12 protein-coding genes are annotated in these 14,400 nt (G+C 71.5%); 8 read left to right on the plus strand and 4 right to left on the minus strand.

Annotated elements, in window-relative coordinates:
• Position 1 precedes the first annotated feature (1 nt).
• From ACFW48_RS16440 to ACFW48_RS16455, 4 genes are read right to left on the minus strand one after another with little or no spacing between them, the layout of a single operon-like run.
• The gene (locus ACFW48_RS16440; RefSeq protein WP_386315189.1) at positions 2-862 is read right to left on the minus strand and encodes a 2Fe-2S iron-sulfur cluster-binding protein; all 861 of its coding nucleotides are present in this window, start codon (positions 860-862) and stop codon (positions 2-4) included.
• Positions 859-2,697, minus strand: a complete 1,839-nt coding sequence (locus tag ACFW48_RS16445) for an NADH-ubiquinone oxidoreductase-F iron-sulfur binding region domain-containing protein (RefSeq protein WP_386315191.1) — start codon at positions 2,695-2,697, stop codon at positions 859-861. Before ACFW48_RS16445 ends, ACFW48_RS16440 begins: the two co-directional genes overlap by 4 nt.
• Entirely contained in the window at positions 2,678-4,600 is a 1,923-nt protein-coding gene (locus ACFW48_RS16450) for a molybdopterin oxidoreductase family protein (protein ID WP_386315193.1), read from the minus strand. The genes ACFW48_RS16445 and ACFW48_RS16450 overlap by 20 nt, the downstream gene beginning before the upstream one ends.
• Positions 4,597-5,568, minus strand: a complete 972-nt coding sequence (locus ACFW48_RS16455) for a 2-dehydropantoate 2-reductase (RefSeq protein WP_386315195.1) — start codon at positions 5,566-5,568, stop codon at positions 4,597-4,599. The genes ACFW48_RS16450 and ACFW48_RS16455 overlap by 4 nt, the downstream gene beginning before the upstream one ends.
• A 203-nt stretch (positions 5,569-5,771) precedes the next feature.
• On the opposite strand from ACFW48_RS16455, the gene ACFW48_RS16460 reads away from it, so the two are divergent.
• The 8 genes from ACFW48_RS16460 (at position 5,772) to ACFW48_RS16495 (ending at position 14,332) form a co-directional block, all read left to right on the plus strand.
• Positions 5,772-7,112, plus strand: coding sequence for an OFA family MFS transporter (locus ACFW48_RS16460; protein WP_386315197.1), 1,341 nt, complete (start codon positions 5,772-5,774; stop codon positions 7,110-7,112).
• Entirely contained in the window at positions 7,081-7,224 is a 144-nt protein-coding gene (locus ACFW48_RS16465; RefSeq protein ID WP_167355245.1) for a hypothetical protein, read from the plus strand. The genes ACFW48_RS16460 and ACFW48_RS16465 overlap by 32 nt, the downstream gene beginning before the upstream one ends.
• Before the next feature lie 146 nt (positions 7,225-7,370).
• A complete protein-coding gene (locus tag ACFW48_RS16470) occupies positions 7,371-8,318 on the plus strand; it encodes a beta-ketoacyl-ACP synthase III (protein WP_386315198.1) in 948 nt (315 codons plus the stop codon).
• Positions 8,319-8,488: 170 nt separating this feature from the next.
• Positions 8,489-9,166, plus strand: a complete 678-nt coding sequence (locus ACFW48_RS16475; protein ID WP_386315200.1) for a GntR family transcriptional regulator — start codon at positions 8,489-8,491, stop codon at positions 9,164-9,166.
• 239 nt (positions 9,167-9,405) lie between these two features.
• Entirely contained in the window at positions 9,406-10,587 is a 1,182-nt protein-coding gene (locus ACFW48_RS16480; RefSeq protein WP_121750103.1) for an ROK family protein, read from the plus strand.
• Positions 10,588-10,737: 150 nt separating this feature from the next.
• Complete coding sequence (locus ACFW48_RS16485) at positions 10,738-12,255, plus strand: sugar ABC transporter ATP-binding protein (RefSeq protein WP_386315201.1); 1,518 nt, start codon at positions 10,738-10,740, stop codon at positions 12,253-12,255.
• The gene (locus tag ACFW48_RS16490; RefSeq protein ID WP_386315202.1) at positions 12,252-13,271 is read left to right on the plus strand and encodes an ABC transporter permease; all 1,020 of its coding nucleotides are present in this window, start codon (positions 12,252-12,254) and stop codon (positions 13,269-13,271) included. Before ACFW48_RS16485 ends, ACFW48_RS16490 begins: the two co-directional genes overlap by 4 nt.
• A 17-nt stretch (positions 13,272-13,288) precedes the next feature.
• A complete protein-coding gene (locus tag ACFW48_RS16495; protein WP_386315204.1) occupies positions 13,289-14,332 on the plus strand; it encodes a substrate-binding domain-containing protein in 1,044 nt (347 codons plus the stop codon).
• The last annotated feature ends 68 nt before the right edge of the window (positions 14,333-14,400 follow it).

Here is a 14,400-nt window from a genome sequence, read left to right on the forward strand (position 1 = left end):
GTCAGTCCCGGTTCTGTACGTGCTGGTAGCCGAAGCGGCCCTTGATGCAGAGGTTGCCGTGGGTCACCGGGCTGTCGTGCGGCGAGGTGACCTTCACGATCTCATTGTCCTGCACGTGGAGCGTGAGGTTGCAGCCCACTCCGCAGTACGCGCAGACCGTGGTCGTCTCGGTCTGCCGCGCCTCGTCCCAGGTGCCCGCCGCGCGCATGTCGAACTCCGACCTGAACGACAGGGCCCCCGTGGGGCAGACCTCGATGCAGTTGCCGCAGTAGACGCACGCCGAGTCGGTCAGCGGGGCGTCCCGCTCGACCGAGATCCGGGCGTCGAAGCCGCGGCCGGAGACGGAGATCGCGAACGTGTTCTGCCACTGCTCGCCGCAGGCGTCCACGCACTTGTAACAGAGGATGCACTTGCCGTAGTCGCGTACGTACAGGTCGTTGTCGATCCTGGGTTCCTCGTCGACGCGGGCGGCGTCCGGGCCGAAGCGGTCGGGCTTCGCCTCGTACTCCTTGATCCACCGCGCGACCGCAGGGGTCGTGGAGAGGTCGACCGACGAGGCGAGCAGTTCGAGGACGACCTTGCGGCTGTGCCGGGCGCGCTCGGTGTCCGTCCGCACCACCATGCCCGGCTCGGCCCTGCGTGAGCAGGCGGGCGCGAGGGTCCGGGCGCCCTCGACCTCCACCACGCAGAGCCGGCAGGCGTTCTTCGGGGTGAGGGTGTCGCCCTCGCACAGGGTCGGGACGTCCTTTCCTGCGGTCCGGCAGGCGTCGAGGACCGTCGACCCCTCGGGGACCCGGGCGTCCTGACCGTCGAGGGTGAACTCCACCAGCCGGCGCGGCACTCCGAGCGGTATCGCGGTCATTCGTACGCCCCCAGACGGTCGATGGCGGATTCCACGGCGTTCCACGCGGTCTGCCCGAGACCGCAGATCGAGGCGTCCCGCATCGCGCGGCCGACCTCGCGCAGCAGGGTGATGTCGTCGGCCGCGGCGGCACCCGTGCGCTCCAGGATCCGGCGCAGCGCCTCCTCCTGGCGCACGGTCCCGACCCGGCACGGCACGCACTGCCCGCACGACTCGTCGCGGAAGAACTCCGCGACGCGCAGCAGCAGCCGGGGAAGCGGGACGGTGTCGTCGAAGGCCATGACGACACCGGAGCCGAGCGTCGTGCCGGCCTGTCGGGTGCCCTCGAAGGTGAGGGGGATGTCGAGTTCGTCGGGGCGTACGAAGCCGCCGGCCGCGCCGCCGAGCAGTACCGCCCGCAGCCCCTTGCGCACTCCGGCGAGCGTGAGCAGCTCGCCCAGTGTGGCGCCGAACGGGAGTTCGTAGACGCCGGGGCGGTCCACGCTTCCCGACACGCAGTACAGCTTGGGGCCGGTGGACGTCGCCGTGCCGATCGCCGCGTACGCCGGGGCGCCCGTGGTCAGGATCGGCAGCACGTTGACCAGTGTCTCGACGTTGTTCTCCACCGTCGGCTTGCCGAACAGGCCCTTCTCCACCGGGAACGGCGGCTTGGAGCGGGGCTCGCCCCGGTAGCCCTCGATGGAGTTGAACAGGGCCGTCTCCTCACCGCAGATGTACGCGCCCGCGCCCCGCCGGATCTCGATGTCGAAGGCGTAGCCCTGGCCGAGGACGTCGTCGCCGAGCAGGCCGCGGGTGCGGGCCCGCGTGATGGCGTGGGTGAGGCGGGCGAGGGCGCGCGGGTACTCGCCGCGGAGGTAGAGGTAGCCCTTGTGCGCGCCGGTGGCGTACGCGGCGATCGTCATCGCCTCGACGAGCGCGTACGGGTCGCCCTCCATGAGTACGCGGTCCTTGAAGGTGCCGGGCTCGGACTCGTCGGCGTTGCAGACGAGGTAATGCGGATGGTCGGGCTGGGCGGCCGTCGCCTGCCACTTGCGTCCGGTGGGGAAGGCGGCGCCGCCGCGGCCGACCAGGCCCGCGTCGGTGACCTCGCGGATGACGCCGGCCGGGCCCAGCTCGAAGGCGCGGCGCAGGGCCGTGTAGCCGCCGTGGGCGCGGTAGTCGTCGAGGGAGGCGGGGTCGGTGGTGCCGACGCGTGCCAGGAGGGCGAGGGTGGGCTCGCCGGTCTGGGGGACCGCTGCGGCGGGTGGGGGCTCGGCTGGGGCGGATTCGGGGGCGGTGGCGGCGTGGACGGCGGTGTCCGGGGTGGCGGGGGCGCATACGGCGGTGGCCCGCAGCCCTGAGTGGCCCGCGCGTATCGCCAGAGCCGCCGGTGCCCGTTCGCACAGGCCCAGGCACGGGCCGCGCTCGGCCCGCACCCCGCTCCCCGGCCCCAGTCGCCTCTCCACGGCCGCGCACAGGTCGCTCGCCCCGGCCGCCGCGCACGCCAGGTCGGTGCAGAGGTGGAGCACCGTTGCCGGGCGGGGGCGGACCGAGAACATCGCGTAGAACGTGGCGACCCCGTACGCCTCCGCCGGCGGCACCGTCAGGCGCCGGCACAGGTAGTCCAGGGCGCCCTCGCTGAGCCAGCCGACCCGGTCGTTGAGGGCGTGCAGCCCCGGCAGCAGCAGGTCGCGGCGGTCCCGGGCCTCCCGTCCGCCGCGTGCCCAGCGCAGGTCGGCGGCGTCCGTCCCGTCGCGGGCGGCGCCCTCCCAGGACGACTCGGGCGGGCCGAGCAGGGCGTCGACGGCCGCGCGTTCCTCGTCCGTCGGCTTGCTGTCACCGAAGCGCAGGTCCACCGGTGCTCACCTTCTCGATCCGGATCGCCGAGGCCTTGAACTCCGCCGTCCCGGCGATCGGGCAGTTGGCCTCGATGGTCAGCTGGTTGGTGTCCACCTCGTCGGGGAAATGGAAGCTCATGAAGGCGAGCCCCGGTCGGAGCGCGGTGTCGACCCACACGGGCGCGACCACCGACCCGCGCCGCGAGGCCACCCGTACCTCCTCGCCGACCACCACTCCGTAGCGTTCGGCGTCCTCCGGGCACAGCTCGACGGACTCGCCACGGCGGAGAGGGGACGAGTAACTTCCGGTCTGCACACCGGTGTTGTAGGAGTCGAGCCGTCTGCCCGTGGTCAGCCTGATCGGGTACTCCTCGTCGGTGAGGTCCACGGGCGGGTCGTGCCGGACGATGCCGAAGGGCGCGCGCGGGCCGCGCCGGTCGGGATCCGGCTCCCACAGACGGCCGTGCAGGTAGGTCGGTTCGAGTCCGTCGGTGCTCGGGCACGGCCACTGGATGCCCTGATGCTCCTCCAGGCGCGCGTACGTCATTCCGTGGTGGTCCGGTGACAGAGACCGCAGCTCGTTCCAGACGGCCTCGGCGTCGGCGTACTTCCAGTCGTGGCCGAGGCGGGCCGCCAGGGCGCAGAGGATGTCGACGTCCTCCCGTGCCTCCCCGGGCGGGGTCACGGCCTTGCGGACGCGCTGGACGCGCCGCTCGCTGTTGGTGGTGGTGCCGTCGGTCTCGGCCCAGCCGGCGGTCGCCGGGAGGACCACGTCGGCCAGCTCGGCGGTCTTCGTCAGGAAGATGTCCTGCACGACGAGGAAGTCCAGCGCCCGCAGCCGTCGTACGGCCTGTTCGCCGTCCGCCTCCGACTGCGCGGGGTTCTCGCCGACGCAGTAGACGGCGCGCAGCGTGCCGTCGTCCATGGCCTCGAACATCTCCGTCAGGGTGAGGCCGTGGTGCGGCTGGACGACCGTGTCCCAGGCCGTCTCGAACTTCAGCCGGACCTCGGGGTCGAGCACGTCCTGGAAGCCGGGCAGCCGGTTGGGGATCGCGCCCATGTCCCCGCCGCCCTGCACGTTGTTCTGGCCGCGCAGGGGCTGGAGCCCGGAGCCGTAGCGGCCGACGTGGCCGGTGAGCAGGGAGAGGTTGATCAGCGCACGGACGTTGTCGGTGCCGTTGTGGTGCTCGGTGATGCCGAGGGTCCAGCACAGCTGGGCGCGCTCGGCGCGGGCGTAGGCGTGCGCGAGGTCACGGATCGCGGCGGCCGGTACGCCCGTCACCTTCTCCGCGAGGGAGAGCGTCCACGGTTCGACCAGGGCCCGGTACTCCTCGTAGCCGGTGGTCGCCCGCCCGACGAACGCCTCGTTGACGAGCCCGGCGTGGATGATCTCGCGGCCGATCGCGTGCGCCATGGGGATGTCGGTGCCGACGTTCGGGCCGAGCCAGCTCTCCGCCCACTCGGCGGTGGAGGTGCGGCGCGGATCGATTGCGTACATGCGGGCGCCGCCCCGGATGCCCTTCAGCACGTGCTGGAAGAAGATCGGGTGCGCGAAGCGGGCGTTGGAGCCCCACATCACGATCACGTCGGTGTGTTCGATCTCCTCGTACGAGGAGGTCCCGCCGCCCGAGCCGAAGGCGGCCGACAGGCCCGCGACGCTCGGCGCGTGGCAGGTGCGGTTGCAGGAGTCGACGTTGTGGGTGCCCATGACGACCCGGGCGAACTTCTGCGCCACGTAGTTCATCTCGTTGGTCGCCCGGGCGCAGGAGAACATGCCGAACGCGCCGCGCGCCGCCGCCAGGCCCCGGGCGGTCCGGTCCAGGGCCTCGTCCCAGGTCGCCCGGCGCAACGGCGCGTCGCGGGAGTCGCGCACCAGCGGATGGGTGAGCCGGGTGTAGGTCTTCGGTTGCCGTTTCCTCATGCGGCGCTCCTCAGCGCGAGCAGGTCCGAGATGGCGTGCACGGTGCGCAGGGTGGGCACCTCCACGCCGGTGATCTCCGCCAGTTCGACGACGGCCGCGAGGAGCACGTCGAGTTCGAGCGGCTTTCCGCGCTCCAGGTCCTGGAGCGTGGAGGTGCGGTGGTCGCCGACCTTCTCGGCGCCCGCGAGGCGGCGTTCGATGGAGACGCCGACCTCGCAGCCGAGGGCCTCGGCGACCGCCAGGGTCTCGGCCATCATGGTGCCGATCACCTGGCGGGTGCCGCCGTGCGCGCACATCTGTCGCATGGTGGCCCGCGCCAGGGCGCTGATCGGGTTGAAGGAGATGTTGCCGAGCAGCTTCAGCCAGACGTCGTTGCGCAGGTCCGGTTCGACGGGACACTTCAGGCCGCCCGTACGCATCGCCTCGCTGAACGCCGCGCAGCGCGCCGAGACGGACCGGTCCGGCTCACCGATCGAGAAGCGGGTGCCTTCCAGGTGCCGTACGACGCCCGGCCCCGCCAGCTCGGTGGCCGCGTAGACGACGCAGCCGACGGCCCGTTCGGGCGCGAGCACCGCACTGACCGTGCCGGACGGGTCCACGCTCCGCAGGCGACGTCCGTCGTACGGGCCGCCGTGCCGGTGGAAGTACCACCAGGGGATGCCGTTCTGGGCGGCCACGACCGCCGTGGTGTCGTGCAGCAGCGGCTCGATCAGCGGCCCGCACGCCGCGTACGAGTTGGCCTTCAGGCCCAGGAACACGTAGTCGACCGGGCCGACTTCGGCCGGGTCGTCGGTGGCGCGGGTGTGCGCGGTGAAGTCGCCGCGCGGGCTGCGCACCCGTACGCCGTACTGCCTCATGGCCGCCAGGTGGGGTCCACGGGCGATGAGATGGACGTCGGCGCCCGCACGGTGGAGCGCGGCGCCGACGTAGGCGCCGATCGCCCCGGCGCCGAGGACTGCGACTTTCATGGCGAGGGAGCTCCGTTCGGTCGAGGGATACCGAGGAACTGCCGACCGAACCCGCCTCCGACCTTCCGTCGGTTCCGGCGCTACTGTCGACGAAATATTGTCTACAGTATGGAAGTTGACCCAGCAAGGCTTTGTGCAAGGACGGTGGTTGTCTGCTCAACTGCCTTCTCAACCGCTTTCCCTCTGCCTACGGTTGGGGACTCATGAGTCCCCCCGTCGCGCCCCCGGGCTGGAGCCGCTGGCTCGTTCCCCCCGCCGCCCTCTCGGTCCACCTCTCCATCGGCCAGGCGTACGCCTGGTCCGTGTTCAAGCCGCCCCTGGAGTCCGCGCTCGGCCTCAGCGGCACGCAGAGCGCGCTCCCCTTCCAGCTCGGCATCGTCATGCTCGGGCTCTCCGCCGCGTTCGGCGGCACGCTCGTGGAGCGCCACGGACCGCGCTGGGCGATGACCGTCGCCCTGGTCTGCTTCTCGTCCGGCTTCCTGCTCTCCGCGCTAGGCGCGGCCGTGGAGCAGTACTGGCTGATCGTCCTCGGCTACGGCTTCGTCGGCGGGATCGGTCTCGGCATCGGCTACATCTCGCCCGTCTCCACGCTGATCAAGTGGTTCCCGGACCGGCCCGGCATGGCCACCGGCATCGCCATCATGGGCTTCGGCGGCGGCGCGCTCATCGCCTCGCCCTGGTCGGCGCAGATGCTGGAGTCCTTCGGCACCGACAGCTCGGGCATCGCCCTGGCCTTCCTCGTGCACGGAGTGACGTACGCCGTCTTCATGCTGCTGGGCGTCCTGCTGGTACGGGTGCCGCGCCCGAAGGAACGGGCGGACGGCGGGGCGGTCGCGCTCGACGGGGTCCAGGTCTCGGCGCGCGGTGCCGTGCGCACCCCCCAGTTCTGGCTGCTCTGGGTGGTGCTCTGCATGAACGTGACGGCCGGCATCGGCATCCTGGAGAAGGCCGCGCCGATGATCACGGACTTCTTCGCCGACACCTCGACGCCGGTGTCGGTGACCGCCGCCGCGGGATTCGTCGCCCTGCTCTCGGCGGCCAACATGGCGGGCCGGATCGGCTGGTCCTCGACCTCCGACCTGATCGGGCGCAAGAACATCTACCGCGTGTACCTCGGCGTCGGCGCGCTGATGTACGCGCTGATCGCCCTGTTCGGCGACTCCTCCAAGCCGCTGTTCGTCCTGTGCGCCCTGGTGGTCCTGTCCTTCTACGGCGGTGGCTTCGCCACGATCCCCGCCTATCTCAAGGACCTCTTCGGCACCTACCAGGTCGGTGCGATCCACGGGCGGCTGCTCACCGCCTGGTCGACGGCCGGCGTCCTCGGGCCGCTGATCGTGAACTGGATCGCCGACCGGCAGGAGGAGGCCGGACGGCACGGCTCCGCCCTGTACGGGACGTCCTTCGTCATCATGATCGGGCTGCTGGCCGTCGGCTTCGTCGCCAACGAGCTGGTCCGTCCGGTCCACGCCCGCCACCACGTCCTGGCCGCCCCGGCACCGAAGGAGGGCACCGATGTCCGACGACAGCAGCCAGAGTCCGCCTGACCTTCCCGACCGGCGCCCGCTGATCGCCTTCACCTGGCTCTGGGTGGGCGCACCGCTCGCCTACGGGCTGTACGAACTCGTCCGGAAGGCGACCCAGCTGTTCACCGGGTGAGGGCAGGACGCGGGCGAGGGCGCCCGGGATGCTGACCGAAGCCGACAAGCCGGGCGCCCGTTTCCTGTCGTATCACCTGCCGTCGTACCCGTCGGTCACTGATCACACTGGTGGATCCCGTACCCGAGGCATCGAGGACTCCACCCATGCACGGCTCCCGCATCAGCGCCCTCGGCCATTACCAGCCCGCCCGGGTTCTCACCAACGAGGACCTGGCGGGCATGGTCGACACCAGCGACGAGTGGATCAGGAGCCGGGTCGGTATTCACTCCCGCCGTATCGCCGGGCCCGACGAGCCGGTCGACGAGCTGGCCGGGCACGCCGCCGCCAAGGCGCTCGCGTCGGCCGGGCTGACGCCCGCGGACGTGGACATGGTCGTGGTCGCCACCTCCACCGCGATCGACCGCTCCCCGAACACCGCCGCGCGCGTCGCGGCCCGGCTCGGCATCCCCGGGCCCGCCGCGCTGGACGTCAACGTCGTGTGCGCCGGCTTCACCCACGCCCTGGCCACCGCCGACCACGCCGTGCGGTCCGGCTCGTCGAGCAGGGCCCTGGTCATCGGCGCGGACAAGATGTCCGAGGTGACCGACTGGACCGACCGCACCACCTGCGTGCTCGTCGGTGACGGGGCGGGGGCCGCCGTCGTGGAGGCCTGCGCGCCCGGTGAGGACGCGGGGATCGGCCCCGTGCTGTGGGGGTCGGTGCCCGAGATGGGGAACGCGGTCCGTATCGAGGGCACGCCGCCCCGCTTCGCGCAGGAGGGGCAGAGCGTCTACCGCTGGGCGACCACCCGGCTGCCCGCCATCGCGCGCCAGGCCTGCGAGCGGTCCGGACTGGAACCGGCCGACCTCGCCGCGGTCGTCCTGCACCAGGCGAACCTGCGCATCATCGAACCCCTCGCCGCGAAGATCGGCGCCGTCAACGCCGTCGTCGCCCGCGATGTCGTCGAGTCCGGCAACACCTCGGCGGCGAGCATCCCGCTCGCGTTCTCCAAGCTGGTGGAGCGCGGCGAGATCACCACCGGGGACCCGGTGCTGCTCTTCGGCTTCGGCGGGAACCTCTCCTACGCCGGCCAGGTCGTCCGCTGTCCCTGAACAGCGGCCCTGCCGGGCCCGGAGTATGACGTGGACTGTGTGACGTGGACTACTCCCGGCCCCGCGACGCATGAGCGCCGTAGACTGTAGACGAAAGACAATCGATACTCGACGTACCGGTCGTGTCGCTTTCTTCGTCGCTGTCTTCGTGTCGCTTTCGAGGGGGACCGATGTTGTCCGCAGGACTGCCGCAGGGTGCGGTGCCCAAGCTCGAACGGCCCGGTCCGCTGCGTGACCGCGTCTACGAGGCGCTGCTCGAACTGATCACCACCCGGGCCCTCCAGCCCGGCCAGCACCTCGTCGAGAGCGAACTCGCCGGTCACCTCGGCGTGTCGAGGCAGCCCGTGCGGGAGGCCCTGCAGCGGCTCAACACCGAGGGCTGGGTCGATCTGCGACCCGCGCAGGGCGCGTTCGTGCACGAGCCGACCGAGGAGGAGGCCGACCAGCTCCTGACGGTGCGTACGCTCCTGGAGGCCGAGGCGGCCCGGCTCGCCGCGGCCAACGCGGGCAGCGCGGGCGTGGCCGCCCTGGAGGAGCTGTGCGAGGAGGGGGAGCGGGCGGTCGCCGTCGACGACGTGGACGCCGCCGTCGCCTTCAACGCCCGTTTCCACGCGAAGATCATGGAGCTGGCCGGCAACGCCGTCCTCGCCGAACTCGCCGCACAGGTCGACCGCCGGGTCCGCTGGTACTACACGCCGATCGCACGGCAGCGCGGCCGGCAGTCCTGGATCGAGCACCGCGGCCTGATCGCCGCCATCACCGGCCGGGACGAGCAGGCGGCGACCCGGCTGATGCGCGAGCACACCGAACATACGCGGCGCTCGTACCACGAGCGCGAGGAATCGTAAGGTCGGAGGCTGTCCGCAGGCCGCCCGGCGGGATGCCCGGGCGGCCTTGTCGGCTGTCCCGGAGCCGAGCACTCCGCACTTCTTTGTCCACTCAGTGGAGAAAGTTCGCAGTAATTCGTGCGTGACTTCTTCCCACGCCCGGCGCCCACTGCTACGTTCCCTCCGAAAGCAAGCCACGGACGTGGCCGGGAACCGGCACACTCAAGGCCGATCGAGGCGGGGAGGGGCTCGTGAGACGTATGACGGCACGACCCGCGAACGCCCACCAAGCGCGACTGCTCCAGCTGTTGCGTGACGGAGGGCCCAACTCCCGTGCCCAGCTCGGCGACCAGGTCGACCTCTCCCGGTCGAAGCTGGCCGTCGAGGTGGACCGGCTGCTGGAGACGGAACTGGTCGTGGCCGACGGGCTCGCCGCCTCGCGCGGCGGGCGCCGCAGCCACAACATCCGTCTCAATCCCGAACTGCGCTTCCTGGGCGTCGACATCGGCGCTACCTCGGTCGACGTCGCCGTCACCAACGCCGAACTGGAGATCCTCGGGCACATCAACCAGCCCATGGACGTACGCGAGGGACCGGTCGCGGTCTTCGAGCAAGTACTGGCCATGGCCGCCAAGTTGCGGGCCTCGGGGCTCGCGGAGGGCTTCGACGGCGCCGGCATCGGCGTCCCGGGGCCGGTCCGCTTCCCCGAGGGTGTGCCGGTGGCTCCGCCGATCATGCCGGGCTGGGACGGCTTCCCCGTACGGGAGGCGCTCAGCCAGGAACTCGGCTGCCCGGTCATGGTCGACAACGACGTGAACCTGATGGCGCTGGGGGAGCAGCACGCGGGCGTCGCCCGCACCGTGCACGACTTCCTCGTCGTCAAGATCGGTACCGGCATCGGCTGCGGCATCGTCGTCGGCGGTGAGGTCTACCGCGGGACGACGGGCAGCGCGGGTGACATCGGGCACATCCAGGCCGTGCCCGAAGGGCGCCCGTGTGCCTGCGGCAACCGGGGCTGTCTGGAGGCCCACTTCAGCGGCGCGGCACTGGCCCGTGACGCCACGGAGGCCGCCCAGCAGGGCCTGTCGGCCGAGCTCGCGAGCCGTCTGGAGGCGAACGGGGGCCTCAGTGCCGCCGATGTCGCCGCCGCGGCCGCCGCGGGGGACGCCACCGCGCTCGATCTGATCCGGGAGGGCGGCCGCAGTACCGGTCAGGTCATCGCCGGCCTGGTCAGCTTCTTCAACCCGGGTCTGGTGGTGATCGGCGGCGGGGTGACCGGCCTCGGCCACAACCTGCTCGCCGCGATCCGCACCCAGGTCTACCGCCAGTCACTGCCACTGGCGACCGGCAACCTGCCCATCGTACTGGGCGAGTTGGGTCCCACCGCCGGAGTCATCGGCGCGGCCCGGCTGATCAGCGACCACCTGTTCTCACCCGCGTAGCACCGCCTTTCACCCGCGTAGGCACCATTCGGTTCCTGAGCGCCATCAGCACAGCGCCCTGTCCTGCCTTGCCCTGTTCTGCTCCGCCCTGTCCTGCCCTGCTCCGCTCTGCCCTGACACCGGCCCGCATGCCCGCCGAGGGGACCTCACATGGCACCAGAACCACCGTTGCTCAGCATGTCCGGCATCACCAAGTCGTTCCCCGGAGTCCGGGCCCTGGACGGCGTCGACCTCGACGTCCAAGCCGGCGAGGTGCACTGCCTGCTCGGCCAGAACGGCGCCGGGAAGTCCACCCTCATCAAGGTGCTGGCCGGCGCCCACCAGCCCGACACCGGCACCATCCGCTGGCGGGGCGAGGACGTCACCCTGCGCTCGCCCATCGCGGCCATGCGGCTCGGCATCGCCACCATCTACCAGGAACTCGACCTGGTGGAGGACCTGTCGGTCGCCGAGAACGTCCACCTCGGTCACGAGCCGACCGCCGCCGGCTTCGTCGTGCGGGGCAGAGCGGCCAAGGCGTCAACGGCCCAGCTCCTCAAGCGCCTTGGTCACCCGGAGGTCGATCCCGGCCGCCTGGTCGGCGAACTCTCCGCGGCGCAGCAGCAGATCGTCTCCATGGCGCGGGCGCTCTCGCACGACGTACGGCTGATCGTGATGGACGAGCCGTCCGCCGCCCTCGACCCGGACGAGGTCGACAACCTCTTCCGCATCGTCGCCGACCTCACCGCCGAGGGCGTCGCCGTCGTCTACATCTCGCACCGCCTGGAGGAGATCCGCCGCATCGGCGACCGCGTCACCGTCCTCAAGGACGGCCGGGCCGTCGCCGGCGGCCTGCCCGCCGAGTCGACGCCGACCAGCGAGGTGGTGGCGCTGATGACCGGGCGCAACGTCGAGTACGTCTTCCCGGACCGGCCGGCCGGACCACCCGGGGGCGACCCCGTCCTGAGCGTGCGGGGCCTGGCCCGGGAGGGCGAGTTCGCCCCCCTCGACCTGGAGATCCGCCCCGGAGAGATCGTCGGCCTCGCCGGACTCGTCGGCTCCGGCCGCTCCGAGATCCTGGAGACGGTCTACGGGGCCCGCAAGGCGAGCGCCGGCCAGGTCATCGTCGACGGGAGCCCGCTGCGCCCGGGCAGCGTGCGCGCCGCGGTGCGCGCCGGGCTCGGGCTCGCCCCCGAGGAACGCAAGGCGCAGGCCCTGCTGATGCTGGAGTCCGTCACCCGCAACGTGTCGGTCTCCGCCATGTCCCGCTTCGCACGCGGCGGCTGGATCGACCGCGGCGCGGAGCTGGGGGCCGCCCGCAAGGCGACCCGCGAGCTGTCGCTGCGGCCCGACAACCCCTCCGCGCCGGTGCGCACCCTGTCCGGCGGCAACCAGCAGAAGGCGGTCCTCGCCCGCTGGCTGCTGCGCGGCTGCAAGGTCCTGCTGCTCGACGAACCCACCCGCGGCGTCGACGTCGGCGCCCGCGCCGAGCTCTACGCGGTCATCCGCCGCCTCGCCGACGAGGGCCTCGCCGTCCTGCTGGTCTCCAGCGAGGTGCCCGAGGTGCTGGGCCTCGCCGACCGCGTGCTGGTACTGCGCGAGGGCCGTGTCGTGCACGAGGCCCCCGCCCGTGAACTCGACGAACACCGCGTACTCGACCTCGTGATGGAAGGAAGCCCGGCGTCATGACGCAGCACGTGTCCCCGCCGCGGGACGACACCGGCAAGGCGGCACCGGTGGGCGGACCGCCCCCCTGGCGGGTCCAGTTGGGCCGTGCCGACGTCCGCACCCTCACCCTGCTCGGGGTGCTCGCCGCACTGGTCCTGATCGGCGGTATCACCCAGCCGGACTCGTTCCTCGACACCCGCAACCTCCAGCTGGTGCTCACCCAGGCGTCCGTGATCGGCGTCGTCACCGTCGGCATGACCTTCGTCATCGTCTCCGGCGGCATCGACCTGTCGGTCGGCGCCATCGTCGCCCTGGCCTCGGTGTGGGCGACCACGGTCGCCACCCAGGAGTACGGTTTCGCCGGCATCCTCTTCACGGCGGTCGTGGTCGGTGTGGGCTGCGGACTGGTCAACGGGGTGCTCATCGCGTTCGGCCAGATGGTGCCGTTCATCGCCACCCTCGCCATGCTGGCCTCGGCGCGCGGCCTCGCGGAACAGATCACCGACGGCCGGACCCAGGTCGTCACGGTGCCCAGCGTCCTGGACCTCGGCGAGCGCGACGCCTACATCCTCGGCATCCCGCCCCTGGTCCTGGTGTTCGCGGCCGTCACCGTCATCGGCTGGCTGGTCCTCAACCGGACCACCTTCGGCCGCCGCACGGTCGCCATCGGCGGCAACGCGGAGGCCGCCCGGCTGGCCGGCATCGACGTCCGCCGCCAGCGGCTCTACCTCTACCTGCTGTCCGGGCTGTGCTGCGGCATCGCCGCCTTCCTGCTGATCGTCCTGGCCGGCTCCGGCCAGAACACCAACGGCAACCTCTACGAACTCGACGCCATCGCTGCCGCGATCATCGGCGGAACGCTCCTGACCGGCGGGCGCGGCCACATCATCGGCTCCGTGCTGGGCGTCCTGATCTTCACCACGATCACCAACATCTTCGCCCTCAACAACCTGCAGAGCGACGTCCAGCAGATCGCCAAGGGCGCGATCATCGTCGCCGCCGTGCTGGTCCAGCGCCGTACCGCAAGCACGCACTGAGGAAAGGGTCCACCGTCATGACGAACCTCACGAGCCGCAGAGGACTGCTCTTCGGAGCCGCCGCCGTGTCCGCCGGTGCCGTCCTCACCGGGTGCACGAGCAACGAACCCGACGACAGCGGCGACAAGGCCGCGGACACGCAGCCGGCCGCCGACGACAAGCCGGGCAAGGCCGTCACCATCGGCTACGCCGGCCCGCAGGCCGACCACGGCTGGCTCAACGCCGTCAACGACAACGCGAAGAAGCGCGCGGAGAAGTACTCGGACGTCACCCTCGAGGTCACCGAGGGCTCCAACGACACCGCCCAGCAGATCGGCCAGATCGAGACCCTCATCAACAAGAAGGTCGACGTCCTGGTGGTGCTGCCCGCCGACGGCAAGGCGCTCACCCAGGTCGGGTTGCAGGCCATGCGCGCCGGCATCCCGGTCGTGAACCTCGACCGCATCTTCAACAGCCCCCAGGCCTACCGTTGCTGGATCGGCGGCGACAACTACGGCATGGGCCTCAACGCCGCGCACTACATCGGCGAGAAGCTCAAGGACCAGCCGGACGCCAAGGTCATCGAGCTGGCCGGCCTGGACAACCTGGAGTTGACCCAGCAGCGCACCAAGGGCTTCGACGACGGCCTGAAGAACTACCCGAACATCAAGAAGGTGGCCCGTCAGGCCGCCGACTTCACCGTCGAGTCCGGCCAGGCCAAGATGGCCCAGCTGCTCCAGGCCCAGTCGGACTTCGACGCCATGTGGAACCACGACGACGACCAGGGCGTGGGCGCGCTGCGCGCCATCGAGCAGGCCGGCCGCGACGACTTCCTGATGGTCGGCGGCGCGGGTGCGCTCTCCGCCTTCCAGGCCATCAAGGCGGACAGCGGCGTACTGAAGGCGACCGTGCTCTACCCGCCGACCATGGCCGCCTCCGCCATCGACCTGGCCCGCGCCCTCGGCCAGGGCAAGGGCATCAGCGGCCTCGCCGAGTTCGAGATCCCCTCGACCGTCACCTGCTACTCGGCCGTCGTCGACAAGGAGAACGTCGACCAGTACATGTCCACGGGCTTCAAGTGAGGGCCGCCGCCCCATGGCCGGCCTGACCAGCCGGCCGTCGGGCGGGGCCCACCCCCCACCGCGCCACC

This window comes from Streptomyces sp. NPDC058812 (assembly GCF_042744565.1).
Classification (GTDB): domain Bacteria; phylum Actinomycetota; class Actinomycetes; order Streptomycetales; family Streptomycetaceae; genus Streptomyces; species Streptomyces thinghirensis.